The organism is Ferrovibrio sp. GW821-FHT12B10, assembly GCF_058807515.1.
The window spans coordinates 809,327-833,226 of the sequence record NZ_JBXAQT010000001.1 but is presented as its reverse complement, the minus strand read 5'-3'; the positions used below and the strand labels follow the sequence as shown (position 1 = coordinate 833,226).

The following is a 23,900-nucleotide window of genomic DNA, read 5'->3' as shown; positions in this document are numbered from 1 at the left end:
GTTAAGTAGGGTCGCCTATTTCTCTATTCTACCGTCGGGCGTGGGGGATGAATTTTCCGAAAGGCGCGGGACAACAGTTCCAGCCCACCAAATTCGATGAGCGCGGCACGGCGGTGGCTTTCACGACGCCGGCGCTCAGCCAGGCGCGCGTGCGCATGGATAATCGCGACCAGCTCGAACTCACGGTCTCGGCCTTTTCCGGCGTGAAGGGCAATTACGTCATCCGCTGGAAAGACGTGCCCGACATCTTTTCGCTGACCATGCATGACCGCGCACTGCAGGAAGCGATCTTCAAGGAGAATTCCTGCCTGCCGGCCGATGTGCGCCGCGCCACGCTGGAAACCGCCCGCACCGGCCTCGCCGGTCCGGAATCGCAGCGCAGCGCTGAGGAAGCGATCGCCGAGGACGAGAATGAGGCGCTGCTGACGCGCTTCTATCTGTTCAAGTCGGCGGTGGAGAAGCTGTCTGGCGGCGAGATGAAGCTGCATTTGTCCGATTTCACCTCATCGGCCGGACGCGAGCGGGTCAAAAACGACCTCGGCGATATCGCCCAGCGCTTCGGCACCACCGCCAACGAGCTATATTCCCGCTTCGAGCTCTGGGGGCAGATGATCGCCCCGCTGGGCATGCCGGGCACCACCAAGGACTGCCGTCTGCGTCGGCTGGTCCGGGAGATCGGCACGCTCTCGGATCGCCTGAACCAGTGGTCGATGACCGACAAGTCAGAGGCCGCCGATCTGGCGCGCGGCATCGCCAAGGTGGCCGCCTTCACCGAAAGTTTTGCCGCCGATCTGGCCAGTGTGGCCGTGCGGCCGGTGGATTACGCCGAACGCGTGCTGGCAAACTGGGACAAGGCGATGGAAACCCTGCAGAAGGACATCGAGCGGCTATACTGGACCGTCGATGGCTGGGAGTTCATCAGTCTGCTGTGGAAGGATGCCGAAGGGCAGGATCGGGATCATCAACGGGCAGCAGTAACGGAAATTTATCGAGTTCTGCCGATGATCCCCGAGAAAGAAGCGTTGAACCGGCCGAATGTGCAGGCAATGCAGGAAAACACGCGCATGCAGGTGCGTGCCCTTGAGGGATGGAACTCCGGCTCACTGGATATCGAGATGATCCGCCGTGTCGAAAATGTGAAGCGGAGACGGATATGACCGATCTTGCCTCCGAACTGCGCGATATCGAGCGCAAGCTTTTCGAAATTCCCGACGAAAAGGTTGCCCAGCTCACCTTGCTGATCGAACGCTCGCGCGCCGTGGTGTTGTCGGCGGCGCTGGCCGATGCCGCTTTGGGGACGCTGCGTCCGCGCCTGGCCAAGACCCGCCCGCCGCGCCATCTGACCCTGCAGCGCATTTTCTGCCATCCCTTCGAAGACCTGCTGGTCATCCCCGAAGACAACGACAAGCAGTTCGGCCGCATTTCGCGTGCCTCGCTCGCGCCCTGCTGGGATTTCGTGCTCAGTGGCCTCGACCAGGCCGCGGTCAAGGAACTGGAAGCTTCCTTGCGCAAGGAAACGCCGCCGGCCATGGGCGCGGTGGCCGATCCGCGCATCGCCAAGCTGGGTGAAACGTTGTGGTCCATTGCCACGCGCCACCTGCATGCGGAGATTGATGCCGCCGAGACCGACCCGGCCAGACGTGCCGAGCTGGTGGCCAAGCTGGGCAGTGAGACGGTCTATCTCGACCTGATCGACATGCTGGGCATGCTGGAGATCGCCGCCTTCCTCGAGGCGCTGCGCGAAGAGCTGTCGCCCAAGCCGGTCGGCAAGTTCCTCGACAGCCAGATCGAGGCGATCAAGGACACCTATGCGGCACTGTGCAACTTCGGCACGGTGCGGCCGGGCTACATGATCGCCTTCGTGCTGGCGCGTATGACCGACGCCTTCCAGGCTCTGCCGATCTTTGGCGAGATGGGCGACATGCCGACCGGTGTCGCCGATCTCAAGCCCGGCCAGTATGCGCGCCGCATGATCGCGGGCGACAGCAAGCGCTTCTTCAAGGCGATCGGGCGCAGCGACGCCAGCAAGATGGAAGCCGGCAACATTGCCGGCATGGTTGACGATTTCGTGCGCATGATCGGCCGCCTGAAAGCTGACGGCATGGCCGAGGGCCCGCAGCCCGAAATGGATGCGGCCGGCGTGAAACTGCGGGACATGGTGAAGACCGGCGTTCTGGCCGGTGCGGACGACAAGGTCCTCAATGCGCTGGCTACGCCGGCCAGCATCGAGCCGGGCCAGGAAGCCGCCATGAAAGAAGCGATTTTTGAGGCCAAGGTTGAGGCGGAAAACCGCGTCTATGCCATCCAGAAGGTGGCGAAGGTGGCGGGCGAGATCGGCGCCGACAAAGATGTGAGCGTCACGCTGAAGCAGCTTGGCGGCCAGATCGAAGAGGGCGGCGGCACGCTGATTGCCGATATCAAATCCGGCAAGCTGAACGCGCTGGGCAAGGAGGCGGCCCGGCAACAGCTTTATGGCGCGGTGCGCATGCTGGAACTGGTCAGCGGCGGCACCGCTGCGGCCAAGCTGATGAAGGATGGCCTCGCCGCCATTGAAAAGATGCCGGCCTGACGCCATCTCCCTCTCGAGGGGCGATAAGCCCCGCGCGGAGGAGATGGGATGGACAACAGTCCGAAGCAGGTGCCGCCGGGACCAGCCCCGCAAGTGGGCGTGGTCCGCAAGAAACTGTCCCAGGCGGATATCAACAGCGTCATCAAGTTGCATCAGGATTATCGCAACGGCGTCTATGGCGGGCGGCGCGCGATCCTGTCATTCCACGATCTGGAAGGGATGCTGTTCGCAGGCGCCGATCTGAGCGATGCTGACTTCACCGGTGCGGCGCTCTATGGCGCCAGCCTGGGCGGCTGCAACCTGGATCGCGCCGTGTTTTTCGGGGCCGATCTGCGCAATGCCAATCTCACCGGCGCCAGCCTGGTGCGCGCCGATCTGCGTGGCGCCATCCTGCAGGGTGCGAACCTTACCCAGGCCAACCTGTTCGATGCCGACCTGCGCGATGGCATGATCGCCGAGCGCGATAACCAGACCCGCGACATCAAGGCCATGCAGTACAAGCCCGGTGCGGTCGAGATGCAAGGCGCGGCGATGCAGGGCGCCAATCTGACCAAGGCGCGCATGACTGGCGCTGTGGCGCATCATACCGACTTCACCGATGCGATCATGGTGGGGTGTAATCTGGTGCGTGCCAACCTGGCGCATGCCAACCTGACCAATGCTGATCTTTCCGGCGCCGATCTGTCGGGCGCACGGCTCACCGGCGCGACGCTGACCAATGCGGTGCTGACCGAGGCGAAGTTGCAGATGGCGGACATGTCCGGCGCCAAGACGGATGGTATGCTGGGCGACAAGCCGGCCGGACGGCCACTGGAAGAGCTTGGCATGACGCCGGAAGAGGCGCTGCGCCTGCATGGCCTCTGGGTCACGTCGGGAGGTGCGGAAGGCAAGCTGGTGGATTTCAGCGGCTTCGACCTGCGCAAGATCGGCAGTCTCTACAAGGCCCAGCTGACCGGCCTGATGGCAGTGAAAGCGGTATTCTTCGGACTCAATCTGGAGGGTGCCGCCATGCAGGGCGCGCGGCTGACTGGAGCCGACCTGCGCAACTGCCGGCTGACACGGGCGGATCTGCGCGGCGCCAATCTCAAGGAAGCCAAGCTCGGCCATGCCGATATGCGGGGGGCCGACCTCAGTCCGCTGGTGGTTGCGCCGACGCGCAGCTTCGCCTGTCACTTGGATGGTGCCAACCTGCGGCACGCGGATCTGCGCAATGCAAACCTGAAGGGCGCTGTGCTGACCGATGCCGATTTGCAGGATGCCAACGTCGAGGGCGTCGATTTCACCGATGCGGTGGGCCTGCCGCCACCGGATTAGGGTGCTACCGGATCAGGCTTTCGGCACGCGCGCCAATGCAATCAGGCCGCTGGTGGCGCTGTCATGCTCGTGCTGCACGGATGCGTCGCTCAATTCTTCCAGGATCGGCTTGGCCAGTTGCTTGCCCAGCTCAACGCCCCACTGGTCGAAGGAATTGATCCCCCAGATGACGCCCTGGGTAAATATCTTGTGCTCATACAGCGCGATCAGCATGCCGAGGTGATAGGGGTCGATCTGCGGCAGCAGTAACGTGCTGCTGGGGCGGTTGCCGGGGAAGACCTTGTGCGCGGCAAGTGCAGCCACGGTGGTGTCATCCGCACCGGCGTCGCGCAGTTCCTTTTCAGCCTCGGTTCGGGTCTTGCCGCGCATCAGGGCTTCGGCCTGGGCAAAGACATTGGCGAGCAGCATGTCGTGATGCTTGCCCAGCGGGTAGCGGCTTTTCAGCGGCGCGATGAAGTCGGCCGGAATCACCTGCGGACCCTGATGCAGCAGCTGATAGAAGGCATGCTGGCCGTTGGTGCCGGGTTCACCGAATACCACAGGGCCGGTGGCGTAACCCAGCGGTCGGCCCCAGCGATCGACGCTCTTGCCGTTACTTTCCATATCCGCCTGCTGCAGATACGGCGCCAGCTTGGACAGGCCCTGGTCGTAGGGCAGCACGGCGAGCGCGGTCGAACCGAGGAAGTTGATGTTCCACACGCCGGCCAGCGCCATCAGCACGGGCAGGTTCTCACCCAGCGGCGTGGTGGCGAAGTGATGATCCATCGCATGCGCGCCATCCAGCATCTGGCGGAACTTGTCCATGCCGATGCTGAGCGCGATGGGAAAGCCGATCGCTGACCACAACGAATAGCGGCCACCCACCCAGTCCCAGAACTGCAGGACCTGCTCGGGCCGGATGCCGAACTTGCCAGGCACCGTGGTATTGGCCGACAGACCCATGAAATGCCGGGGCCAGTCGATGATACCGGGGCCGAGCTTTTCCTGCAGCCAGGCCCGCGCCGTCTCGGCGTTGGCCATGGTTTCCTGGGTCGTGAAGGTCTTCGAAGCCACGATGAACAGCGTGGTCTCGGCGTCGCATTTCTCCAGCGCGCGGGCGATATCGGCGCCATCCACGTTGCTGACGAAATGGATGTCGATATCGGGCAGGCGGTCGGCGGTCAGTGCTTCCAGCGCCATCCGCGGTCCAAGATCCGAGCCGCCAATGCCCATGGCGACGACGCTCTTGAATGGCTTCTCGGTGGTGCCGCGCCAGGTGCCGTCGCGCAGCGCGGTGATGATCTCTTCCATCCGCGCCAGTTCGCCATGCACCATGGCGGCGATGTCGGTGTTGCCCACCAGCAGGCTGCTGCCTGCGGGCAGACGCAGGGCGGTGTGCAGGGCAGCGCGATCTTCAGTGGTGTTGATATGCTCACCGCGCAGCAGGCGGTCGCGCCAGCCTTCCACATCGGCGGCCTTGGCGAGATCGAGCAGTAGGTCCAGTGTCTCGCCATCGATGCGCTGGCGCGACAGGTCGAGCAGCATGTCGCCGCAGCGATAGGAGAAGGTCTCGAAGCGCGCGGGATCGGCGGCAAACAGGTCGCGCAACTGCCGCGTCCGGGTAGCCGAGGCATGGGCGGCCAGGGCACGCCAGGCAGGTGTCTGGTCGATCGGCGGCGGCAGCGACATCATCCCTCCGACGGTTGCATGAAAGTGTTACGCAGATCTTACGTGATCACATCGGGACCGGTGCGGCCACTACTGGCGCGCAAGCCGGTCAGCCGTTCGGCCAGCTCGATCATCGGTTCAAGGCGGGTTTGCACGTCGTCGCCCTGTCGCGCCGGATCGGCATCGAACAGCTCGAAATACAAACGAACGGTGGCGCCTTCGGTGCCCGTGCCGGACAACCGTGCGATCAGGCGGGCCTGCTCGCCGAAAATCACCCGCAAGCCCTGGCCCTTGCTGACCGAGTGGTCGATCGGGTCGGTATAGGCGAAATCGTCGGCGGCCGTGACCGTCATGCCGGCCAGGGTCTGGCCCACCAGGCCCGGCAGGGCGGCGCGCAGGCGATCCAGCGAAGCAGTCGCGATCTTTGCATCCACGGCGTCATAGTCATGGCGGCTGTAATAATGCCGGCCAAAGCGCTTCCAGTGCGCCTGCAGCAGCGACAGCACGGTTTCGCCCGGTTGCGCCGCCAGCAGGTTGAGCCAGAACAGCACGGCCCAGAGGCCGTCCTTTTCACGCACATGGCTGGAACTGGTGCCGTAGCTTTCCTCGCCACAGAGCGTAATGCGGCCGCTATCCATGAGATTGCCGAAGAATTTCCAGCCGGTCGGGGTCTCGAAGCTTTCGATCTTCAGTGCGGCAGCCACCGCATCGGCGGCGCGGCTGGTCGGCATGGAGCGGGCCACGCCACTGATACCCTTGGCATAGCCCGGCACCAGCGTCGCATTGGCGGCCAGCACGGCGAGGCTATCACTGGGCGACACGGCGATGCCCTTGCCCAGGATCATGTTGCGGTCGCCGTCACCGTCGGAAGCGGCGGCGAAGTCCAGTACGCCGTCGGCGACCGCAGCCTTATACAGCTCAGGCGCATAGGCCGGGTTGGGGTCGGGGTGGCCGCCGCCGAAATCTTCTTTCGGCTCGGCATTGATCACACTGGCTGCCGAAGCGCCCAGCATCTGGATGAAGAGGCGCTTCGCATACGGCCCGGTGACCGCATGCATGGCGTCAAAGCGGAAGCGGAAGCCTGGCCTGGCGATCAGGCGACGGATGGCGTCGAAATCGAATAGCGTCTGCAGCAGCTCGGCGTAATCGGCGACCGGATCGAAGATGCTGACGCTCATCTCCCCCAGCCTGAATTCGCCGATGCGATCCAGGCCCGGCGCGTCAATCTCCAGGATGCGGTAGCGGTCGATCACCTGCGTGCGGGCGTAGATCGCCTCGGTCACGGCTTCCGGAGCAGGGCCGCCATTGGCGATGTTATACTTGATGCCGAAATCGCCGTCGGGGCCGCCGGGATTATGGCTGGCCGACAGGATCAGGCCGCCATTGGCCTGGCGACGGCGGATCACCGCGCTGCAGGCAGGCGTGGAGAGAATGCCGCCTTGGGCGACCAGCACGCGGGCGATGCCATTGGCGGCCGCCATGCGCAGGATGACGCGGATTGCCTCGCGATTGAAATAGCGGCCGTCGCCGCCCAGCACCAGTGTTCCACCTTTCAGGTCAGGGCGCGTGTCGAACACCGCCTGCACGAAGGCTTCCAGATAGCCGGACTTCTGGAACACGGTCACCTTCTTGCGCAGGCCCGATGTGCCGGGCTTCTGCCCCTCGAAGGGCGAGATCGCGACGTCGCGCGCGTTCATGCGGGTGCTCTGGCTCAGGTCCGCGGGAAGCGGCTGGAGATATCGTAGCGCGCGCCAGTCCTGGCCATCAGGATCACGCTGTGGGTATAGGCCTGACCATCCTGGATGCTGACGCCGCGGCAGACCGGCCCGGAGTTGATGCCGGTGGCAACAAAGACAGCGTCGTCGCTCTTCACCAGCTCGGCGCCCGATAGCCACTTGGTGCTGTCGAGGCCGAAGGCTTTCACCTTCTGGGCTTCGTCATCGCCCTGCGGGTCGACGCGGCCGAAGAACTCGCCACCCATGGCGCGCACGAAGATCGCGGTGATGATGCCTTCGGGCGAACCGCCGGTGCCGAACAGGGCGTCAACGTTGCTGCCCTTCTGCACGGCCATGAATGCGCCGGCGACATCGCCGTTCTCCTGCAGCACGGTGCGCGCGCCGGCGTCGTGGATTTCCTTGATCATCGCGTGATGACGCTTGCGGTTCAGCACGAAGATGCGCAGCTCGGATACCGGCTTCTTCAGTGCTTGGCCAAGCGCTTCCAGCTTCTTCTTCACCGGCCAGTTTGGGTCGACCTTGCCCTTGGCGGGCGCGGGCAGCACCAGCTTGTCCATATAGAAGCTCGGGCCGAGGTCGAACATCGCACCACGCGGGGCCATCGCCATCACGGCCATCGAATTGTCGGTGCCGTTGGCCATGTTGGTCGTGCCTTCGATCGGGTCGACGGCGATCTCGATTTCCGGTTCGCCGCTGCCGATGCGCTCGCCGCGATACAGGAGCGGTGCATTGTCCTTCTCGCCTTCGCCGATCATCACGATGGCGTTGACGTTGATGCTGCCCAGCGCCTTGCGCATGGCTTCCACCGCGGCGCCATCGCCATCTTCCTTCCTGCTGCGGCCGACCCAGTCATAGGAGGCGACAGCCGCCGCTTCGGTCACGAGACGAAGGGCGAACGGAAAATCGGCGCGGTCGAAGGGACCGGGACGGGTGGTCATGGGAGATACTCCGGGACAGCAGCAGATAAGACGGGTGGCCGGGTCGGTTTTTCAGTCCGGTCGGTTATTCCGTGGAAATACGGCAAAAACCGGGCGAGGCCAAGGCGTGGGCGGGTGAATTCAAAGCTGGAAGCGGTGATTTCGGCGGGCCTCAGGGCCGGGCGAGGGCTGCGGCTGCGGTTTTCCGCGCCCGCTGCTGATCCATGGCTACTGGTCGATGCGGCGGCGCCAGAATTCCTGGCTCTGGCGCTCGCCGATATCGCACCCCTTGGAATAGCGCGCGCCGCCTGACTGGGCCTTCTGGAAGACCGGGGGGCCGATGCGCTGCCAGGCCGGCGGCACCAGCTGCGGCGTGCTGGCGATTTCCATGATCAGTTTGCGCCGGACCGCCTCGCCGAAACTTTTGAAGTCTTCGGCCACCACCACGAAGGATCCTGGTCCGCCGATGACGCAGCCTTCGTAATAGAGGTCGAGGTCTTCCAGTGCGGGGAAGCCCCAGGGACTCGGTCGGTTGTTGTTGATCGGCAGGCCGTTGATGATGATGCCGGCGGCTAGCGCCTTGTCGCGGGCGAGGTCAACCGGGCCGCCGTCGTTGTTGGGGCCGTCGCCGGAAATATCCAGAACCTGCCGCACGCCCTTGTAGGGGCCGGCACCAAAGCGCGGAATGGCATAGGCGATGGCGCCGGTGATGCTGGTCCGGCGTGCCGTGCGGGTCGGCTGCTCCAGCAGCTTGCGCGACACCGCTTCGGCGCTGGCCTGGTCATGCACCAGCACCCAGTCGATCACCTCGGTCTGCATATAGGAATCCGACCAGTCGAAATAGGCGAGCGCAATCTTGCCGTGGATGCCGCCGCGGATTGCCTTCACCACCTGGGGATCGACCAGGGCGCGGGCATAGCCTTCGCGCTGCATCCGGGCTTCCTCGGCGTCGATGCTGCCTGAGATGTCGATGGCCAGCATCAATTCCAGATCGACGGGCATCTTCTCGGCGGCCAGCGCCGGGAAGCCCGTCAGCCATGCCAGCACAAGGAGAAGCGCCTGCGGCCTGAACTGCATGGTTCAAAAGCTAGTACGGGATACCCCGGTCGTCCAAAGAAATTGCCGTGGATGGCTCCGGGCCGGCTGGACAAGTGACCTCCGTCTGCGGATGGTACGTCCATGACCGCGTCCTCATCCCCTGCCCGAGAGCTGTTCGACGTCGCCGTGATCGGCGGCGGCCTGAATGGCCTGACCCAGGCCATCGCCTTGGCCCGCCATGGCATTTCGGTGGCGGTGATCGACCGGGAAGATCCGGTTCGGGCCACCGCGGCCGGTTTCGACGGCCGCGTCTCAGCCATCGCCCTGGCCTCCCAGCGCATGCTGGCTGCGATTGGTCTGTGGGACCATGTGGCAAAGGCCCAGCCGATGTGGGACATCCGGGTCTCCGATGGCGACTCGCTGCTGTTCCTGCATTACGACCACCGTGATCTAGGTAGCAATCCCTTCGGGTACCTGGTCGAGAACCGTGTGATGCGGCTGGCCCAGCAGGCGGCGATCGCCAGTCATCCGAACCTCGAACTGATCGCGCCGATGACGGCGGGCGACATCGTCTATGGCGCGTCCGGGGCTGGTGCGCCGGCCGAGCTGACCCTGGCCAATGGTCGCCGCATCCGCGCGCGGTTGGTGGTGGGCGCCGATGGCAGGAATTCCACGATCCGGCAGCAGGCCGGGATCCGCACCCTGAACTGGGACTACCACCAGACCGGTATCGTCTGCACCGTGCAGCATGAGCTGCCGCATGAAGGCGTGGCGCAGGAACGCTTCCTGCCGGCCGGGCCTTTCGCCATCCTGCCGATGACGGATGACGATCAGGGCCGGCATCGCTCCTCCCTGGTCTGGACCGAGCCGACGGAGCGCGCCGCCGTCATCATGGCGCTGGATGACGCGGCTTTTGCGGCCGAGATGCGTCAGCGCTTCGGCAGCGGCTACGGCGCTTGCGACGTCACCGGCCCACGCTGGTCCTATCCGCTCAGCTTCCTGCTGGCGCAGCGGTATACCGGTCATCGCCTGGCTTTGATCGGCGATGCGGCGCATGGCATCCACCCCATCGCGGGGCAGGGCCTCAATCTGGGCCTGCGCGACATCGCGGCGCTGACCGAGGCGGTGGTCGAGGCCAAACGGCTCGGCCTCGATATCGGCCGCATGGATGTGCTGGAGCGCTACGAGCGCTGGCGCCGCGTCGACAATGTGGTGCTGGGCACGGTGACTGATGGCCTGACGCGGCTGTTCTCCAACGACATTGCGCCGCTGCGGATGGCGCGTGATCTGGGGCTCGGCCTGGTCGAGCGCCTTCCGCCGCTGAAAAGGCTGTTCATGCGCCATGCCATGGGCGATGTGGGCCAGCTACCGCGGCTGCTGAAGGGCGAGCCCGTCTAAAAACCGAAAATTCCGTTCCGGTTCCGGCCGGTGGATTCGTCTAACAGGGCAGAGCCCTGTTTTTCGCGTCTCTTAAGCTGCCGGAGTGCCCCATGACCGTGAAAATCTTCAAGATCTGGTATCTCGTCCATAAGTGGACCAGCCTGATCTGCACGGTCTTCCTGCTGATGCTCTGCATCACCGGCCTGCCGCTGATCTTCCATCATGAGATCGAGCATCTGCTGGGCGACAGCGTCGAACCGTTGGTGGTGCCGGCCGGCACGCCCGACATGGCGCTCGACCGCCTGGTCGCCAGCGCCGCCGGAAAGTGGCCGGGTGAAACCGTCATGTTCGTCTCCTGGGACCCGGAAGAGGCGGGGCTGGTCTTCATCACCACCGGCCCGGATCCGAAGGTCAACGAGAACCTGCATTTCCTGACTTTCGATAACCGCACCGGCGACATCCTGTCCGAGCAGTCGCAGAACAGGCTGACTTTCATGCATGTGATGCTGCAGCTGCATGTCGACATGTTCGCCGGCCTGCCGGGCAAGCTGTTCCTCGGCTTCATGGGCCTGCTGTTCGTCGTGGCCATCGTCACCGGCATTGCCGTCTACGGCCCGCTGATGCGCAAACTGGATTTCGGCACCGTGCGCAAGCAGCGCAGCAGACGCGTCAAATGGCTCGACCTGCACAACATGCTGGGCATCATCACGGTAGCCTGGGCGTTGGTCGTGGGGGGTACCGGCGTGATCAACACCTGGGCCGATCTGATCTTCAAATACTGGCAGTATGACCAGCTTGCGGCGATGACTGCACCCTATGCGGGCCAGCCGGTGTCGCAGCAGCTCGGCTCGCTGGATGCGGCGATGGCAACCGCAAAGGCCAATGCACCCGGTATGAACCCGGGCTTCGTCGCTTTCCCGGGCGGCAATTTCAGCAGTCCGCATCACTATGCGATCTTCATGCGCGGCAATACACCGCTGACCGCGCGGCTGTTCAAGCCGGTGCTGGCCGATGCGCAGACCGGTGCCTTCACCGACAGCCGCGACATGCCCTGGTACGCGACCGCGCTGCTGCTGTCGCAGCCGCTGCATTTCGGCGACTACGGCGGCCTGCCGCTGAAAGTTATCTGGGCGCTGTTCGACGTTTTCACCATCGTCATCCTCGGCAGCGGGCTGTACCTCTGGCTCAAGCGCCGCCGCAATCCGGTGGAACAGCGCATCCGCGAGCTGGAGCAGGATGCCGGCGCCCAGCTCGATCTCGCCGCGCGGAGCAGTGTGTGATGCAAGTGAAGCTGTGGGGCATGCCGATCCTGCTGGGTGTCATGAGTCTGGTCGGCTTGATCTCAGCGCTGCTGGAGGACGGCATCTGGGACGCGCTGTCCTGGCTGACGCTCGGCATCCCGGTAATGCTGATCCTGTGGTATTGGAGCAAACCGGCGTCGCACTAGCGCGGGCGGTATGGGCTTGACAGTTTGCCCATCCCCGGATTTGTAGTCGCAGTACCCGGGGCAGCCGATGCCGAGATTGTCTCGCTGCCGAAATCTTTGGCAGGCCGCAATGATCATCGTAAGGTGGCATTCATGACTGAGGCTGGCCTGTTCCAGGCCCTGGCCGGAATACCCACCGTCGTGATTGGCCCGGGTTCAATTGCCCAGGCCCATATCGCCGATGAATGGATTGCCGAAAGCGAATTGGCCCAGTGTGAGGTTTTCATCGACCGTCTGATCCATATCTGTCAGACATGACTCAGAATGGGGGAGTACAAGATGCGTGTATCGAAGATGACGGCCCGGTTCGCTGCGATGGCACTTGGCGGATTGCTGATGGTGGTCGCGCCGGCCTATGGTCAGGCGCCGTCCCTCAAGCTGCTCAGCGGTGCGAAAGGCGGTACTTTCTTTGAATATGGCGAGGCGGCGGCCAAGTTCATCACGGCCGAGACCGGTATACCGGTTGCCGTGGAACCCAGCGGCGGCAGCTACGAGAATATCCGCGCTCTGCATGATGCGAAGGCCGATCTCGGCCTGGTGGCGATGGGGCCGGGCTTTGAGGCCTGGAACAACAGTGCGGCCTGGACCAAGGGCGACACAATGCGCCAGCTGCGTGCGTTATTCCCGATGTATGAGACTCCGTTCCATATGGGCCTGCGTCCCGATGCTGGCGTCGGTACCATTGTCGGGCTGGATGGCAAACGTGTTGGCGTCGGGCCGGAAAATGGACCGGGCGCGGCGATGTTCCGCGATATGGCGGCAGAGCTGAAGATCAAACCGGAGATCGCGTTCGGTGCGCCGCAGACGCTCGCCGACGACCTGATGGCGGGTCGCCTTGATGGCTTCTTCTTCGGCGCCGGCGTGCCGGTGCCGGCTTTCCAGCAAATGGCTGACAAGGATCGCCTGCGCCTGCTGCCGCTGGATGGTCAGGCCGCCGCCGCCTTGCGCAAGCACTACCCTTATCTGGTTGATAGCGCCATTCCGGCGGGTACCTACAAGGGGCAGCCACAGGCAGTTGCGGCAGTCTCGGTGTGGAATTTCGTGGCCGCCCGCGAAGGGCTGCCCGAGGAGGTCGCCTACCGTATCACCAAGGCGATGATGGGTGATCCGGGCAGGGCGACGAAAATCCATGTCACGGCAACAGGCACGACGGTGGGGAATGTGAAGGCCAATACCTTCATGCCGTTCCATCCCGGCGCGGTGCGCTACTTCAAGGAAGTCGGCATTCCGCTGGCAGTGCAGTAGGCTATCAGCGCGCCCGGCTAACGCGCCCGGCTAACGCGCCCTGGGGTCGCGGCTGAGGCCGCGCGCTTCCAGCCGGTTGAGATAGTCCTGCCACAGCGCGTCCTGGTCATGGCCGCGGTCGTAGAACCATTCCCAGCTGTACAGGCCACTGTCATGCAGGTCGTCGAATTTCAGGCGCACCGCATAGGTGCCGACCGGTTCGATGCCAATGATCCCGACATGGCGACGGCTGGGCACGAGGGTCTTCTGGCCCGCGCCATGGCCCTGCACTTCGGCCGACGGGCTTTCGATGCGCAGGAACTCGGCGGTGAAGCTGAAGCTCTTGCCGTCCTCGAACACTACCTCCAGCCGCTTTTCGGCCGAGATGTAGCGCAGGTCGGTGCAGGCCGGTCGGCCGGCCTTCTGGTAGATGCCATATTCGGTCATGGATGCCTTACGGCGTATCGTCGAGCTGACGTGCCTCGTCGACCAGCATGATCGGGATTCCGTCGCGGATCGGGAAGGCGAGGCCGGCCTTTTCGCTGACCAGCTCGCCACGGGCACGGTCATAGGTCAGTGGGCCTTTGGTGACGGGGCAGACCAGCAGTTCCAGCAGCTTGGGGTCGACCGGCGCATTGCTGTGCGAGGGCGGCAGTGGCTGCTGCGGGACGGGGGGTGTGAAACCTTCGGTCATGTCGGTCGTCCTCAATCGGAAGCTGGCTTAGTTGGGCTTGTGACCGCGCGGCAGGCTGGCAGCGTCCAGCATCGCCATTTCCAGCAGGCTGACCAGCAGGGCGGCGCGCGCCTTGAAGTTTCCAGCCTCGAGCAGAGCCTGTTTCTCGCCGGCGGTAAAGGGGCAGATCATCGCCAGCGAATGGACCAGCAGGTCGTCATTCACCGCGGTGATCGCATCCCAGTCGGCCGGCAGGTTGTGGCGCGCGCAATAGCCCTGCAGCGCATGCAGCAGGCGGTTGCGGTCGCACAGGCCGTCCATCTGTGGCTTCAGGTCCTCGGCGTAGGGCGCGTAATCGGCCTCAACCTGGCGGTAGGGCGTATCGGCCGGCAGTTCGCGCGCGATGTGGAAGCGGCACAGGCCGCGCAGGGTCAGCAGGAAGCGGCCGTCGTCCGTCTCCGTTGCAGAGACGATCTGGCCGAGGCAGCCGACGGGCTGCACATCGGCGGCCTTGTCGGGCGGCGACTGGCCGCCGCGGCCGAAGGGTTCGCTGGGCTGCACCATGCCGATCAGCTTCGCGCCGTCCAGGGCAGCCCGCGTCATCGCCAGATAGCGTGGCTCGAAGATGTTGAGCGGCAGCAGCCCGCGCGGCAGCAGCAGCACACCCGTCAGCGGAAAGATCGGAATGGTGCGGCTGAGCGCTCCGATATTCTCCGGTGTGGTGCCGCTGTCATGCATGGGGTTACGCGAACAGGATGGAGGAGAGTTTGCGGCGGGCGTCGACCACCAGCGGATCCATCGGGCCCAGTGCTTCGAACATGGTCACCAACTGCTTGCGCGCGGCTTCCTCGTTCCATTTGCGGTCGCGCTTGACGATGTCCAGCAACTGTTCGAGCGCCTCGCCCTGCCGGTTGTCGCCCACCAGCGCCAGCGCATAATCATAGCGCGCCTGATGGTCGTTCGGATTGGCGGCGACGGCGTCTTCCAGCGGCTTCAGGTTGCCAGCCGCCTTGGCACCGTCTTCCAGCAGCTGCAACGCCGAGCGCGCAGCATGAATCTCGGCATGCTCGGCGATCGCCGGCGGCACGCCGTCGAGAATTTCCTTGGCGGCGTCCACTTCGCCCATGCCGATCAGCGCGCGCGCCAGGCCGCCCAGCGCTGCCGGATTTTCGGGTTCCGCGCCGAGCGCGTCCGAGAAAGCGGCCGCGGCATCTTCAAAGGCCTGCGTGCCGAGTGCGGCCTTGCCGGCCTCGATGGCATCGGCGGCGGCGTCCTGCACCGGACCGGCGCCCGGCAGGCTTTCGACGAATTTCTTCAGTTGGCTTTCCGGCAATGCACCGACGAAGCCATCGACCGGCTGGCCGCCCGAGAAGGCATAGACCGCCGGGATCGACTGGATGCGCAACTGCTGCGCCAGCGGCTGGTTCTTCGGATCGTCGACATTGATCTTGACCAGGCGCAGCTTGCCGCCGGCACCCTTGACCAGCTTTTCCAGTGCCGGCGTCAGCTGCTTGCAGGGGCCGCACCACGGAGCCCAGAAGTCGACCAGCACCGGGCCGTTCATGGAGGCCTGCACCACGTCCTGCATGAAGGTCGTGATGTCGGCATCCTTGATCAGATCGCCCGCCGCGGTTGCAGGTACGGGTGCTGACATGGGCGCGGCGGGATCGGCGGAAAAGCCGGTCAGGCCGGGATTACCGGTGGGCTTGGCTGAAAGGTCCATGGCGGTCTTCACAATCGCAAAGTTATGAGTCGGCTTCACAGATAAGGGGGTAGGGGCCAAAAGCCAACTGCCTCCGCCGCAAATGCCGACAGGCCTGGCGAAAATATAGGCAGGCGCGCACCGGGGGCAAGGCGGCTTTCGTCACGGGAATCGGGCGTTTCACGCTGGTATGCGTCTTGCTACATCGGACAGGGGGCTCATGACGTCGGATCGCATCGACATCGTCTGGATTTTGGTGGCGACCTGCATGATCTTCACCATGCAGGCTGGTTTCTGCTGCCTGGAGAGCGGCTTTGTCCGCGCCAAGAACAGCATCAACGTAGCGTTGAAGAACCTGGCCGATTTCTGCATCGCCGGCCTGCTGTTCTGGGCTTTCGGCTTCGGCCTGGCTTTCGGCGACAGCGCCGGCGGCTGGATCGGTGCCAGCCACTGGATGTTCGACGGCCGCGGCGCCATTGCCGCTGGCGCCTTCTTCCTGTTCCAGCTCATGTTCTGCGGCACCTCGGCCACCATCGTCTCGGGCGCGGTGGCCGAGCGCGTCAGCTTTGCCAGCTATATCGTGATCACCATCGTGATCTCCGGGGTGATCTATCCGGTCTATGCGCACTGGGCCTGGAATACCGGCCAGTTCGGCAGCAGTGCCGGTTGGCTGGCCGAGCTTGGCTTCATCGATTTCGCCGGCTCCAGCGTCGTGCATTCGATCGGCGGCTGGGTCTCGCTCGCTGCCGTGCTGATCATCGGCTCGCGCAAGGGCCGCTTCTCCAAGGGCCAGACGGCGATGCGTGGCCACGACCTGGTGATGTCGACGCTCGGCGTCATGCTGCTGTGGTTCGGCTGGTTCGGCTTCAACGGCGGCTCGACATTGGCGCTCAACGAAACCGTGCCCTCGATCCTGATCAACACCACGCTGGGCGGCTGCGCCGGCGCGGTGGCGACGCTGCTACTCTCGCAGATGCTGCACGGCAAGATCCGCGTCGAGGATTTCCTCAACGGCACGCTGGCCGGCCTGGTCGCCATCACCGCCAACTGCCACAACACATCGGGCCTGAGCGCCGTGATCATCGGCGGCATCGGCGGCGCGGTGGCGCTGGCCGCCGCCGAGGCGATGGAGCGGCTCCGGATTGACGATGCGGTCGGCGCCGTGCCGGTGCATCTGTGCGCCGGCATCTGGGGCACGCTGGCTGTGGCGATCTTCGGCGACCCTGCGGGCTGGCCGGTCGAACATGACCGCTGGACCCAGTTCGGTATCCAGCTGCTCGGCTGCGCGGCGGCCGGCGTCTATGCCTTCGGCGTCACCTATGGCCTGCTGCGTCTGGTCAACCTGGCGCTGCCGCTGCGCGTCTCGCCCGAGGCCGAGGCGGTCGGCCTCAACCAGGCCGAACATGGCGCCGGTTCGGCCATGCTCGATCTGGTCAACGACATGGAGCGCCAGCGCGGCGAGGGCCGCTTCGACCAGCCGGTGCGTGTCGCCGTCGGCTCGGAGGTCGAGCCGATCGCGCTGCAGTACAATCGCGTGATCGCGCGGGTGAACCGCGATGCCGATGCGCTGCGCCGCGCCATCGAGGACCTGACGCGCGCCAAGCTGGCGGCCGAAGAGGCCAACCAGGCCAAGAGCGCCTTCCTCGCCAATATGAGCCACGAACTGCGCACGCCGCTCAACGCCGTGATCGGCTTTTCCGAGATTCTCACCGGCGAGCTGTTCGGCACGCTGGGCGATCCGCGCTACCGCGATTACGCCACCGACATCCTCGCCAGCGGCCGCCATCTGCTCAGTCTGGTGAACGACCTGCTGGACCATACCCGCATCGAGGCCGGCGCCACCGAACTGCGCGAGGCCGAGATCGACGTACTGGAGCAGGGTACGATGGCGCTGCGCATGATGCGCGAGCGCGCCGAGGCGGCGGGCGTGATCCTGCAATCCGACCTGGCGCCGGATCTGCCGCTGCTGGTGGCCGACGAGCGCGCGTTGCGGCAGATCCTGCTCAACCTGTTGGGCAATGCCGTGAAGTTCACGCCGGCCGGCGGCAGCGTCACGCTCACCACCCGGTTGGAAGAGGACGGCCGGCTGGCCATCACCATCACCGACACCGGCATCGGCATGAAGCGCGAGGATATCCCGCGGTCCTTCGAGCCCTTCGTGCAGTTGCATCACCACATGAACAAGGCCTATGGCGGCACCGGTCTCGGCCTGCCGCTGGTGCAGGCGCTGATGCGTCTGCATGGCGGCTCGGTCACCATCGACAGTCGCGAGGGCCTGGGCACGGCGGCGACCATCCGTTTCCCGCGCGCCCGCATCCGCCGCCTCGATACGGCAGCAGCCTAAAGCATCACAGCATGTAGCCCTGACCGCGCAGCGTGGCGGCCAGCGCCTGCGCATCGGCGGGCACGTCCGCCTGCGCAGGCAACCCCATATCGGCATGCAAGGCCGGGGGGGGCTGGTCGGTCCTGGCTGCCGTCTCCGCCTCGGCGGGGCTCAGGAAAACGGGCCAGTGGAAAAGCGGCAGACTGAAGCTCATGGCCGCATTCTGCATTCTGGCGATTTTCGTGAAAATAAGTTAATATGATGATATATTATCTCAAAAATAGGGATAATAAATGTCAGAATTAGCAGATTACCGGTCTTTTGTGGCTATCGTGGATCGCGGCAGCCTGACCGGGGCGGCACGCCAGCTCGGCCGTTCGCTGCAGGCGGTCAGCCGCTCGCTGCAGATGCTGGAGCAGGAGCTGGGCGTCGAGCTGGTGGCGCGCACCACGCGACAGAGCCGCGTCACCGATGCCGGCCGCAAGTTCTACCAGCGCCTGAAGCCGGTACTGGCCGATCTCGACCTGGCGCGTGAAGCGGTGGCTGAAGAGGGCATCGGCCTGGCCGGCCGCATCCGCGTCGCGGCGTCTTCGCGTTTCGGCGTCGCCCATGTGCTGCCGGTGTTGACCGCCTTCATGGAGCGTCATCCCGCCGTTGATATCGAGCTTTCGCTGGAGGACCGCTATGTCGACCTGCTGGCCGAGAATTTCGATCTGGCCGTGCAGTTCGGATTCCTCGAGGATTCAACATTGCGCGTGCGACGCCTGGGCCTGATACGGCGTGTCATCTTCGCATCGCCGCGCTATCTGGCGGCGCGCGGCCGGCCGCAGGTGCCCGAGGATCTGAAGGCGCATGACTGCGTGACGCGCTTCAGCCATCACAGCAACGACGCCTGGCAGTTCGGCGAAGGCGAGACGGCAGAGCAGATACCGGTGAAGGGCCGCTTCCGCTCCGACACCGCGCCGGCCCGCATCGAGGCGGTGGTGGCGGGCTTAGGGATCGGTCAGGCGCCGCTTTATCAGATCAGGCCCTATCTCGATGACGGCCGGCTGGAGCTGCTGCTGTCTGAATTCGAGACCTCGCCGATGCCACTGCAGATGGTCTGGCTGCCCGGCGTGATGCCGGCGCGCCTGCGGCTGCTGATCGACTTCATCGCGGCGCGGCTTTCGCTGGCCGGGCTCTAGGCCGCTTTCCGCTTCTGTCTGTCGATCTCGCGGCCGACCGCGATCAGATGCTGGCGCAGCCAGATCGCGCCGGGATCGTTCTGGGTGCGCGTCGGCCAGAATACGTATTCGGTATCGCCCTCCGGCGCGATGGGCGGCTGCACGGCGATGATTCCCAGCTGGTCGCTCAGACTGGCGATCATGCGGCTGGGCACGAAGGCGACCAGGTCGCTGCGCGCCACGATATGCAGGGCCTGCAGATAGCTCGGCACGGTCAGCGCCAGCGGCCGGGTATAGCCCGCATTGGCCTGCAGCCAGGTGTCGATCAGGTCCTCACGCAGGCCCCGCCCGATCACGCCGACATGGCGGGCGGTCAGGAACACCGCGCGTTTTTTCAGCGTCGCCGCCAGCGGATGGCCGCGCCGCACTGCCAGCACATCGCAATCGCCGAACAACCGCTGATAATGAAAGCCCGGGAAGGCATCGTTATGGCAGTTCACCACGAAGTCGATGCTGCGTGAGAAATCCGGCCCCAGGTAGGAAATGCCGCGCCAGGGCGTCACATCCAGCCGCAGGCCCGGCGCTTCCGCGGCTACGCGCTGCACCAGTGGCGGCATGATCAGGTTGGTCAGGTGATCGGGCACCATCAGCGCGAAACGCCGGCTGCTGCTGCTCGGATCAAAGCCATCAGCGACGAACAGCCCGCGCACCTGCTCCAGCGTCTCGCGCAACGGTGCGCGCAGGCTCTGGGCGCGCGGCGTCAGCTCCATGCCTGTCCCCACGCGCACCAGCAGGGGATCGCCCAGAATGTCGCGCAGGCGGCGCAGCGCATGGCTCATCGCCGGCTGCGACAGGCCCACGCGGGTGGCGGCGCGGCCGACATGGATGTCGGTGACCAGCGCATCCAGCGCCACCAGCAGGTTGAGGTCGAGGGCGGATAAATTCATGAAACGAATATAGGTCATATCAATCATCGATTGGAAGAATGATTCGATCCGGCGCATGCTCCGCCCTGAAACCGCTATCGGAGAGACGCCATGACCACGACCCGCATCGCCGCCCGTCCGCGCCCGCCGCGCATTGACCTCGCCTCGCCGCCCCATGCGCCCGACATCCAGGCCGTGCTCGACCGCCTGCCGACTGGCTGGCAGCCGCCCTTTGCGCTGTTCACCGCCCTGGCGCGCGACGGCAACCTGTTCCACCGCTTCGTCAAAGGCGCGCCGATCTATTTCGAGGGCAGCAATGTTGCCCTGCACCAGCGCGAGGTGCTGCTGCTGCGCGTCACGGCGAACTGCCGTTGCGAATATGAATGGGGCCTGCGCATCCGTTTCTTCAGCAAGGATGCCGGCCTGGATGACAACCAGATTTTCTCCACCGTCTACGGCAATGCCGAGGATGCCTGCTGGGAGGCGGATGACCGGCTGATGATCCGGCTGGCCGATGCGCTGCATGCCAGCGCCGATATCCCCGATGGCCTGTGGGGCGAGCTGAGCGGTCGCTACAGTCCGGAGGCCATCATGGAGCTGCTGCTGCTGGCCGGCTATTACCGCACGGTGGCCTATCTGGCCAACGGGCTGCGCCTGCCGATGGAGCCGATGGCGGCTGCCTTCCCGCGTGGGGTGGCGGCATGACGGCGCACGGCATGAGCAGCGCAGCCGACAACAAGCGCCGCCTGCAGGAGGCCTTCGCCGGCACGGCCGAGGGCAACGGCCGGCTGTTCGTCGGGCTGATGGCCGATGACGTGACCTGGACGATTGCCGGCGGCAGGGACTGGCCGCTGCACTATGCCGGCAAGGCGGCGGTGCTGGGCGATCTGCTGGCCAAGGTGAATGCCCAGTTCGATGGCCCGAACCGTTGCGTGGCCGAGGCCTTCATTGCCGAGGGCGATCGTGTGGTGGTGGAGGCGCGCGGGCTTAATCGCACCAAGCGTGGCGCCTACGAGAACCGCTATTGCATGATCTTCACCTTCCGTGACGGCCAGGTGGCGGCCATCACGGAATACATGGATACGGCGCTGGCCGAACGCGTGCTGCCCTATGCCGACAGCGCGGCGGGCGACGCGGCGCGATAGTTGCGCACCGCCAGGATGCCGAGCACGACGAACAGCGCCAGCGTCAGGCTTTCGGTGATCAGAAAGGGCGGTTCCGACTGCGTCGGCGCCACGGCGCGTAAGCCTGGCACCTTGGCAAAGGTCTGGGCGATGGCCACGAAGACAAGCAGGAACAGGCTGGCCACCGTGCCGCCGGCATAGATCGCGCGCCAGGCGCCGGCCATCCCGAAGCGATAGCGCGCCGGCAGGATCACGGCCAGCACCAGCAGCGCCACGATGGCGGTGCCATGTGAGGGCAGGAAGACGGCGAAGGGAAACAGGAAACCGGTGGCGCTGGTCAGCAGCGCGGTGGCCAGGAAACTGGTGGCGAGGCGGGGCGGGAGCATGCGGTGCAGGCTAGTGGCCGGTTTATGCGACGTCTAGCCGCGCTGCAGCACCTGATCCGGCTCTGATAATGCGCGGTCTGGTTCGCGCCACCGATATCGCTGGCGAGTAAGAATTTGGAACGCATACATGGTCTGCTTGTGCAAAGACGACGCAGGCCACGGCAGGCTTTCTTATTTGTCGCACTTGTTTGTCCAATCCGTCTCAAATCCACCGGGGCGGGCTGTTGCCCAGGTGACAAACCCCGCAATTATTGCAAATCTGGCAATAAGTGGGAGCATGCTCGGGGGGGCAATATGCGCTGTTTTGTGATTGGTGTGCTGGGGGTGCTGACCGCCGGGGCTGGCGGCAGCGCGATGGCGCAGTCGGCGCCAGCCGTCGTGGACTGGTCAGGTCTGTATATCAGCGGCCTCGCGGGCGCGACCAACGGAACCGCGGATATGAAGACGGTTACCGGGCGGCTCCAATACTTCGATGCGACCGATGCCAGCCAGATCGCCCGGGTCGGCAAGAACGATATCGACCAGTGGCGTCCGTCCGGCGCTCTGGCCGGCGGCTACGGGATGCAGTTCGGCCATGTCCTCGTCGGCATCGAGGCGAGCGCCAATACCCTTTTCATCGATCAAGAGAGTGTCCGGCGACAGGAGATGGATGCGAATCCGGGTTCGCAGAGCACCATCCGGCAATCGGTCAAGGCCGACTGGATGGCAACGCTGCGTCCCAAGCTGGGATGGGCGCAGGATAACTGGCTCGGTTACATCACCGGCGGCGTCGCCGCCACGCGGGTGAAATTCGACGCCCAGTATACCGACAACGCCTTCAGTGGGTTTTCCAAGGTCTCGAAAGAGCAGTTCGTGGCGGGCTGGAGCATCGGGTTCGGCGGCGAGTATGCGCTGAGCGGCAACTGGTCGCTGCGGGGTGATTATCTCTTTACGCGGTTCGGAGAGGTCAACTCGGTGTCTAATGTCACCTCGACCAATAACTCGGGCGGCACCATGCTTCACTCGGCCGATCTCGATACCCATGGCCTGTTCCTCGGCCTCACGTACCGCTTCAACTAGGCCGGGGACATGGCAGCCTGCAGGCTTCTCTATCTCGCCCTTGCGGCATTGCTGTCGGTGCTGGCGCCGGCGCCAGCCCAGGCGCAAGTCGAGCAGATCAAATTCCAGGGCTGGATATGGAACGGGACCGGCGCCGCTATCACGGTGCAAAGGGTGACGATGCAATGCTGGGACGCGCAGCAGCTCGCCTATCATCAGATCCAGCCCAATGCCTTATGGAGTTTTGTCACCGAGAGCGACCATTATCCCACCTGCGGCAGCGGCTTCATTTCCGCGAATGTCTTCGACCAGAACAACACCCTGCTGTACTGGTTTCAGATCGTCGATAATTTCGTTGAGAATACGTGCTATATCTATCTCTTCTTTCCCGGTGGCACGACCCTCTTCGACATCCTGCCGCCGGTGGCTTGCGATCACACCGAAACGATCTCCTACACGATGTATGTTTGGGGCCCCGCACCGAATGTCCTGATCAGCACGGGCTTGAACCCCCCACCCTGAGGTGAATGCCCAGTTCGATGGCCCGAACCGTTGCGTGGCCGAGGCCTTCATTGCCGAGGGCGATCGTGTGGTGGTGGAGGCGCGCGGGCTTAATCGCACCAAGCGCGGCGCCTACGAGAACCGCTATTGCATGATCTTCACCTTCCGTGATGGCCAGGTGGTGGCCATCACGGAATACATGGATACGGCGCTGGCCGAACGCGTGCTGCCTTACGCGGGATAGACAGTCTTACGCAGGATAGGTTGCGCCGGCAGACACCGCAGTCTGGCGCGCCTTGCGCACCACCAGCCAGCATAGCGGCGCGAAGACCACCAGCGCGATGGCCTGCGCGACGGCAAAGGGCGGCTCGCCCAGCGTCGGCGCATAGGCACCGATGCGTGGCACGCGCAGGAAGGCCTCGGCGATGAAGACGAAGGTGAGCCAGTAGACGCTGACCACCAGGCTGGCGGCATAGATCGAACGCCAGCGGCCGGCCAGTTTCTTGCGGCGTGCCAGCAGCGCGACGGCAAAGGTCAGCAGCGCCGCCGCGCCCACGATATGCGGCGGGGTGATCTGCGTGGCGGGGAACAGGTAGCCCGAGGCGCTGGTGAACAGCGCGGTCCAGATGAACAGCTTCTCCCAGCCATCGGGGGTGCGGCCGCGCAGCCGGTCGGCCAGCATCACCACGCCGGCAAAGGCGGCGACGATGCTGATGGCGACATGGATGAAGGTGAGCAGGAAGAGATACATGG

At 64.7% G+C, this 23,900-nt stretch carries 27 protein-coding genes; 15 read left to right on the top strand and 12 right to left on the bottom strand.

The genetic code is table 11. The features are described 5' to 3' along the window. Positions 1 to 47 precede the first annotated feature (47 nt). Genes AC1RRT_RS04265 through AC1RRT_RS04255 form a run of 3 tightly spaced genes read left to right on the top strand, consistent with a single transcriptional unit; the run spans position 48 to position 3,883 of the window. On the top strand, positions 48 to 1,157 hold the full coding sequence (locus AC1RRT_RS04265; RefSeq protein ID WP_493012473.1) for a hypothetical protein: 1,110 nt from the start codon (positions 48 to 50) through the stop codon (positions 1,155 to 1,157). Next, positions 1,154 to 2,569, top strand: coding sequence for a hypothetical protein (locus AC1RRT_RS04260; RefSeq protein WP_493012472.1), 1,416 nt, complete (start codon positions 1,154 to 1,156; stop codon positions 2,567 to 2,569). Before AC1RRT_RS04265 ends, AC1RRT_RS04260 begins: the two co-directional genes overlap by 4 nt. A gap of 48 nt (positions 2,570 to 2,617) precedes the next feature. Further along, a complete protein-coding gene (locus tag AC1RRT_RS04255; RefSeq protein ID WP_493012471.1) occupies positions 2,618 to 3,883 on the top strand; it encodes a pentapeptide repeat-containing protein in 1,266 nt (421 codons plus the stop codon). A gap of 12 nt (positions 3,884 to 3,895) precedes the next feature. Here the strand turns inward: AC1RRT_RS04255 and pgi are convergent, their stop codons facing one another. From pgi to AC1RRT_RS04235, 4 genes are all read right to left on the bottom strand, one after another. Next, the gene (gene pgi / locus AC1RRT_RS04250; RefSeq protein WP_493015129.1) at positions 3,896 to 5,545 is read right to left on the bottom strand and encodes a glucose-6-phosphate isomerase; all 1,650 of its coding nucleotides are present in this window, start codon (positions 5,543 to 5,545) and stop codon (positions 3,896 to 3,898) included. A 44-nt stretch (positions 5,546 to 5,589) separates the two neighbouring features. Continuing rightward, entirely contained in the window at positions 5,590 to 7,227 is a 1,638-nt protein-coding gene (locus tag AC1RRT_RS04245) for an alpha-D-glucose phosphate-specific phosphoglucomutase (protein ID WP_493012470.1), read from the bottom strand. 14 nt (positions 7,228 to 7,241) lie between these two features. Next, a complete protein-coding gene (gene glpX / locus AC1RRT_RS04240) occupies positions 7,242 to 8,204 on the bottom strand; it encodes a class II fructose-bisphosphatase (RefSeq protein WP_493012469.1) in 963 nt (320 codons plus the stop codon). A gap of 207 nt (positions 8,205 to 8,411) precedes the next feature. After that, the gene (locus AC1RRT_RS04235; RefSeq protein ID WP_493012468.1) at positions 8,412 to 9,260 is read right to left on the bottom strand and encodes a DUF1194 domain-containing protein; all 849 of its coding nucleotides are present in this window, start codon (positions 9,258 to 9,260) and stop codon (positions 8,412 to 8,414) included. 102 nt (positions 9,261 to 9,362) lie between these two features. On the opposite strand from AC1RRT_RS04235, the gene AC1RRT_RS04230 reads away from it, so the two are divergent. The 5 genes from AC1RRT_RS04230 (at position 9,363) to AC1RRT_RS04210 (ending at position 13,332) form a co-directional block, all read left to right on the top strand. Then, a complete protein-coding gene (locus AC1RRT_RS04230; RefSeq protein WP_493012467.1) occupies positions 9,363 to 10,619 on the top strand; it encodes a UbiH/UbiF/VisC/COQ6 family ubiquinone biosynthesis hydroxylase in 1,257 nt (418 codons plus the stop codon). A 92-nt stretch (positions 10,620 to 10,711) separates the two neighbouring features. Continuing rightward, a complete protein-coding gene (locus tag AC1RRT_RS04225; protein WP_493012466.1) occupies positions 10,712 to 11,881 on the top strand; it encodes a PepSY-associated TM helix domain-containing protein in 1,170 nt (389 codons plus the stop codon). After that, the gene (locus tag AC1RRT_RS04220; protein WP_493012465.1) at positions 11,881 to 12,048 is read left to right on the top strand and encodes a hypothetical protein; all 168 of its coding nucleotides are present in this window, start codon (positions 11,881 to 11,883) and stop codon (positions 12,046 to 12,048) included. The genes AC1RRT_RS04225 and AC1RRT_RS04220 overlap by 1 nt, the downstream gene beginning before the upstream one ends. 132 nt (positions 12,049 to 12,180) lie before the next feature. Next, complete coding sequence (locus AC1RRT_RS04215; protein ID WP_493012464.1) at positions 12,181 to 12,345, top strand: hypothetical protein; 165 nt, start codon at positions 12,181 to 12,183, stop codon at positions 12,343 to 12,345. Positions 12,346 to 12,366: 21 nt separating this feature from the next. Then, complete coding sequence (locus tag AC1RRT_RS04210) at positions 12,367 to 13,332, top strand: TAXI family TRAP transporter solute-binding subunit (RefSeq protein ID WP_493012463.1); 966 nt, start codon at positions 12,367 to 12,369, stop codon at positions 13,330 to 13,332. 30 nt (positions 13,333 to 13,362) lie between these two features. Here AC1RRT_RS04210 and AC1RRT_RS04205 read toward each other — a convergent pair whose 3' ends face one another. Genes AC1RRT_RS04205 through AC1RRT_RS04190 form a run of 4 tightly spaced genes read right to left on the bottom strand, consistent with a single transcriptional unit; the run spans position 13,363 to position 15,707 of the window. Next, a complete protein-coding gene (locus AC1RRT_RS04205) occupies positions 13,363 to 13,758 on the bottom strand; it encodes a gamma-butyrobetaine hydroxylase family protein (protein ID WP_493012462.1) in 396 nt (131 codons plus the stop codon). A gap of 7 nt (positions 13,759 to 13,765) precedes the next feature. Then, positions 13,766 to 14,005 carry a Trm112 family protein gene (locus tag AC1RRT_RS04200; protein ID WP_493012461.1) on the bottom strand — a complete coding sequence of 80 codons (240 nt, stop codon included), beginning with the start codon at positions 14,003 to 14,005 and terminating at the stop codon, positions 13,766 to 13,768. A gap of 27 nt (positions 14,006 to 14,032) precedes the next feature. Further along, positions 14,033 to 14,722 (bottom strand): LON peptidase substrate-binding domain-containing protein, encoded by a 690-nt coding sequence (locus AC1RRT_RS04195; RefSeq protein ID WP_493012460.1) that lies wholly within the window; start codon positions 14,720 to 14,722, stop codon positions 14,033 to 14,035. Between the two features lie 4 nt (positions 14,723 to 14,726). Continuing rightward, on the bottom strand, positions 14,727 to 15,707 hold the full coding sequence (locus AC1RRT_RS04190; RefSeq protein WP_493012459.1) for a tetratricopeptide repeat protein: 981 nt from the start codon (positions 15,705 to 15,707) through the stop codon (positions 14,727 to 14,729). A gap of 199 nt (positions 15,708 to 15,906) precedes the next feature. On the opposite strand from AC1RRT_RS04190, the gene amt reads away from it, so the two are divergent. Next, positions 15,907 to 18,030, top strand: a complete 2,124-nt coding sequence (gene amt, locus AC1RRT_RS04185) for an ammonium transporter (protein WP_493012458.1) — start codon at positions 15,907 to 15,909, stop codon at positions 18,028 to 18,030. Between the two features lie 4 nt (positions 18,031 to 18,034). Here the strand turns inward: amt and AC1RRT_RS04180 are convergent, their stop codons facing one another. Then, positions 18,035 to 18,223: a hypothetical protein gene (locus tag AC1RRT_RS04180; protein ID WP_493012457.1), complete on the bottom strand. Its 189-nt coding sequence runs from the start codon at positions 18,221 to 18,223 to the stop codon at positions 18,035 to 18,037. A 79-nt stretch (positions 18,224 to 18,302) separates the two neighbouring features. On the opposite strand from AC1RRT_RS04180, the gene AC1RRT_RS04175 reads away from it, so the two are divergent. Further along, complete coding sequence (locus tag AC1RRT_RS04175; protein WP_493012456.1) at positions 18,303 to 19,193, top strand: LysR family transcriptional regulator; 891 nt, start codon at positions 18,303 to 18,305, stop codon at positions 19,191 to 19,193. On the opposite strand, the gene AC1RRT_RS04170 is transcribed toward AC1RRT_RS04175, so the two are convergent. Further along, positions 19,190 to 20,137, bottom strand: a complete 948-nt coding sequence (locus tag AC1RRT_RS04170) for a LysR family transcriptional regulator (protein ID WP_493012455.1) — start codon at positions 20,135 to 20,137, stop codon at positions 19,190 to 19,192. The genes AC1RRT_RS04175 and AC1RRT_RS04170 overlap by 4 nt on opposite strands. A gap of 72 nt (positions 20,138 to 20,209) precedes the next feature. On the opposite strand from AC1RRT_RS04170, the gene AC1RRT_RS04165 reads away from it, so the two are divergent. After that, positions 20,210 to 20,803: a carboxymuconolactone decarboxylase family protein gene (locus AC1RRT_RS04165; RefSeq protein ID WP_493012454.1), complete on the top strand. Its 594-nt coding sequence runs from the start codon at positions 20,210 to 20,212 to the stop codon at positions 20,801 to 20,803. An 11-nt stretch (positions 20,804 to 20,814) separates the two neighbouring features. Beyond that, positions 20,815 to 21,243: a nuclear transport factor 2 family protein gene (locus tag AC1RRT_RS04160; RefSeq protein ID WP_493012453.1), complete on the top strand. Its 429-nt coding sequence runs from the start codon at positions 20,815 to 20,817 to the stop codon at positions 21,241 to 21,243. Here the strand turns inward: AC1RRT_RS04160 and AC1RRT_RS04155 are convergent. Then, complete coding sequence (locus tag AC1RRT_RS04155) at positions 21,207 to 21,608, bottom strand: hypothetical protein (protein ID WP_493012452.1); 402 nt, start codon at positions 21,606 to 21,608, stop codon at positions 21,207 to 21,209. The two genes, AC1RRT_RS04160 and AC1RRT_RS04155, sit on opposite strands and share 37 nt — an antisense overlap. Positions 21,609 to 21,902: 294 nt before the next feature. On the opposite strand from AC1RRT_RS04155, the gene AC1RRT_RS04150 reads away from it, so the two are divergent. From AC1RRT_RS04150 to AC1RRT_RS04140, 3 genes are read left to right on the top strand one after another with little or no spacing between them, the layout of a single operon-like run. Next, positions 21,903 to 22,667, top strand: a complete 765-nt coding sequence (locus AC1RRT_RS04150) for an outer membrane protein (RefSeq protein ID WP_493012451.1) — start codon at positions 21,903 to 21,905, stop codon at positions 22,665 to 22,667. Positions 22,668 to 22,676: 9 nt separating this feature from the next. Then, positions 22,677 to 23,168 carry a hypothetical protein gene (locus AC1RRT_RS04145; protein WP_493012450.1) on the top strand — a complete coding sequence of 164 codons (492 nt, stop codon included), beginning with the start codon at positions 22,677 to 22,679 and terminating at the stop codon, positions 23,166 to 23,168. A 1-nt stretch (position 23,169) separates the two neighbouring features. Next, positions 23,170 to 23,391 (top strand): nuclear transport factor 2 family protein, encoded by a 222-nt coding sequence (locus AC1RRT_RS04140; protein ID WP_493012449.1) that lies wholly within the window; start codon positions 23,170 to 23,172, stop codon positions 23,389 to 23,391. Between the two features lie 6 nt (positions 23,392 to 23,397). Here AC1RRT_RS04140 and AC1RRT_RS04135 read toward each other — a convergent pair whose 3' ends face one another. Next, positions 23,398 to 23,898: a hypothetical protein gene (locus AC1RRT_RS04135; RefSeq protein ID WP_493012448.1), complete on the bottom strand. Its 501-nt coding sequence runs from the start codon at positions 23,896 to 23,898 to the stop codon at positions 23,398 to 23,400. Positions 23,899 to 23,900: the final 2 nt, after the last annotated feature.

Excerpts from the sequence above, each read along its gene's own strand:
- amt (WP_493012458.1), top strand. The coding sequence starts at position 15,907 with ATGACGTCGGATCGCATCGACATCGTCTGGATTTTGGTGGCGACCTGC.
- AC1RRT_RS04165 (WP_493012454.1), top strand. The coding sequence starts at position 20,210 with ATGACCACGACCCGCATCGCCGCCCGTCCGCGCCCGCCGCGCATTGAC.
- AC1RRT_RS04150 (WP_493012451.1), top strand. The coding sequence starts at position 21,903 with ATGCGCTGTTTTGTGATTGGTGTGCTGGGGGTGCTGACCGCCGGGGCT.
- AC1RRT_RS04265 (WP_493012473.1), top strand. The coding sequence starts at position 48 with ATGAATTTTCCGAAAGGCGCGGGACAACAGTTCCAGCCCACCAAATTC.
- AC1RRT_RS04145 (WP_493012450.1), top strand. The coding sequence starts at position 22,677 with ATGGCAGCCTGCAGGCTTCTCTATCTCGCCCTTGCGGCATTGCTGTCG.
- AC1RRT_RS04245 (WP_493012470.1), bottom strand. The coding sequence starts at position 7,227 with ATGAACGCGCGCGACGTCGCGATCTCGCCCTTCGAGGGGCAGAAGCCC.
- AC1RRT_RS04260 (WP_493012472.1), top strand. The coding sequence starts at position 1,154 with ATGACCGATCTTGCCTCCGAACTGCGCGATATCGAGCGCAAGCTTTTC.
- AC1RRT_RS04175 (WP_493012456.1), top strand. The coding sequence starts at position 18,303 with ATGTCAGAATTAGCAGATTACCGGTCTTTTGTGGCTATCGTGGATCGC.
- AC1RRT_RS04180 (WP_493012457.1), bottom strand. The coding sequence starts at position 18,223 with ATGAGCTTCAGTCTGCCGCTTTTCCACTGGCCCGTTTTCCTGAGCCCC.
- AC1RRT_RS04230 (WP_493012467.1), top strand. The coding sequence starts at position 9,363 with ATGACCGCGTCCTCATCCCCTGCCCGAGAGCTGTTCGACGTCGCCGTG.
- AC1RRT_RS04170 (WP_493012455.1), bottom strand. The coding sequence starts at position 20,137 with ATGACCTATATTCGTTTCATGAATTTATCCGCCCTCGACCTCAACCTG.
- AC1RRT_RS04195 (WP_493012460.1), bottom strand. The coding sequence starts at position 14,722 with ATGCATGACAGCGGCACCACACCGGAGAATATCGGAGCGCTCAGCCGC.
- AC1RRT_RS04225 (WP_493012466.1), top strand. The coding sequence starts at position 10,712 with ATGACCGTGAAAATCTTCAAGATCTGGTATCTCGTCCATAAGTGGACC.
- AC1RRT_RS04155 (WP_493012452.1), bottom strand. The coding sequence starts at position 21,608 with ATGCTCCCGCCCCGCCTCGCCACCAGTTTCCTGGCCACCGCGCTGCTG.
- AC1RRT_RS04215 (WP_493012464.1), top strand. The coding sequence starts at position 12,181 with ATGACTGAGGCTGGCCTGTTCCAGGCCCTGGCCGGAATACCCACCGTC.
- AC1RRT_RS04255 (WP_493012471.1), top strand. The coding sequence starts at position 2,618 with ATGGACAACAGTCCGAAGCAGGTGCCGCCGGGACCAGCCCCGCAAGTG.
- AC1RRT_RS04200 (WP_493012461.1), bottom strand. The coding sequence starts at position 14,005 with ATGACCGAAGGTTTCACACCCCCCGTCCCGCAGCAGCCACTGCCGCCC.
- AC1RRT_RS04220 (WP_493012465.1), top strand. The coding sequence starts at position 11,881 with ATGCAAGTGAAGCTGTGGGGCATGCCGATCCTGCTGGGTGTCATGAGT.
- AC1RRT_RS04210 (WP_493012463.1), top strand. The coding sequence starts at position 12,367 with ATGCGTGTATCGAAGATGACGGCCCGGTTCGCTGCGATGGCACTTGGC.
- AC1RRT_RS04160 (WP_493012453.1), top strand. The coding sequence starts at position 20,815 with ATGAGCAGCGCAGCCGACAACAAGCGCCGCCTGCAGGAGGCCTTCGCC.
- glpX (WP_493012469.1), bottom strand. The coding sequence starts at position 8,204 with ATGACCACCCGTCCCGGTCCCTTCGACCGCGCCGATTTTCCGTTCGCC.
- AC1RRT_RS04190 (WP_493012459.1), bottom strand. The coding sequence starts at position 15,707 with ATGGACCTTTCAGCCAAGCCCACCGGTAATCCCGGCCTGACCGGCTTT.
- AC1RRT_RS04235 (WP_493012468.1), bottom strand. The coding sequence starts at position 9,260 with ATGCAGTTCAGGCCGCAGGCGCTTCTCCTTGTGCTGGCATGGCTGACG.
- AC1RRT_RS04135 (WP_493012448.1), bottom strand. The coding sequence starts at position 23,898 with ATGTATCTCTTCCTGCTCACCTTCATCCATGTCGCCATCAGCATCGTC.
- AC1RRT_RS04205 (WP_493012462.1), bottom strand. The coding sequence starts at position 13,758 with ATGACCGAATATGGCATCTACCAGAAGGCCGGCCGACCGGCCTGCACC.